This window comes from Microbulbifer epialgicus, from assembly GCF_041447265.1.
GTDB lineage: Bacteria > Pseudomonadota > Gammaproteobacteria > Pseudomonadales > Cellvibrionaceae > Microbulbifer > Microbulbifer epialgicus.
Map to the genome: position 1 here is coordinate 1 of NZ_JBGMEK010000246.1, position 977 is coordinate 977.

1 protein-coding gene is annotated in these 977 nt (G+C 48.5%); it reads right to left on the reverse strand.

Annotated features, from left to right (window positions below):
* Nucleotides 1–912: IS30 family transposase (locus ACCI49_RS24800; protein ID WP_371841938.1), on the reverse strand; the 912-nt coding region annotated here is incomplete at its 3' end.
* Nucleotides 913–977: the final 65 nt, after the last annotated feature.

A 977-nucleotide genomic window follows, 5' to 3' on the forward strand; every position in this document is an offset into this window, starting at 1 on the left:
CAGAAATTCTAGCGGACTCAAGTAATTTAATACCTTCCTTGGGCGGGTGTTGATTCGGAATACTGCATCATCAATACGGCTTTTGGGTATCTTGCCAATTTCTATGCCTTTCGGGAAGAAACGCCTCAGTAGACCATTTGTGTTTTCGTTTAATCCGCGCTCCCAAGAGTGATAGGGCTTTGCAAAATATATTTTGCATCCCAGTTTCCGCGCGATCGACTGGTGACCTGCAAATTCACCTCCATTATCGAAGGTTATCGTTTTACATATTGCCTGATACGGCTTCAGCATCTGCTTGATCGCACGACTTACTGTCTTCTTACTCTTATCTGGTACCCTGCGAGTGAGCAACAACCTAGAGACTCGCTCTACTAATGTCACAAGATAACTATCTTGACCATAAACCGTATCGCCCTCCCAATGGCCCAGCTCGGTATTTTCATCAACGATCGCTGGTCGTTCTTCAATGTCAACACGCTCCGGAATGAGCTTTACTCCTGCCTCGGAGCCTGTGCGCTTCCGGTAAGTCTTGCCTTTCCGTGGCAGCCGCAGTCTCCAATGAAGCCGACCTATCCAGCGATATATTGTTGAGCAACTGACCGTTTTTTCACATTTCTCAAGCTTCATTCGTCCAGCAATTTGTTCGGGACTAGCGTTTTTTAGCTGATGGTCGATTTGCACCTTCATGGCGAAATCAAACTTGGTGTACTTACGAGCCCCATGCCGCCTCTGCAACGCCTGTCGGTGAGCGCTCTCGGCGCAGTAAGGGTAAAAGCGATTAAGCTCTCGCGAAATGGTTTTATTGGAACGATTCAGCTGTAGCGCTATGGCACGAGCTGAATAGTTCTGTCCATTGAGGACTTCGATCTGGTATCGTTCTTTCAGGGTCAGCTGGTTGGTATGGGTTCCCATAGGGTTCCTGGCTTGTTTGTGTGGAAGCTAACCAGCCTACAGCCAGCTGGCCTCCTTCGCTACCG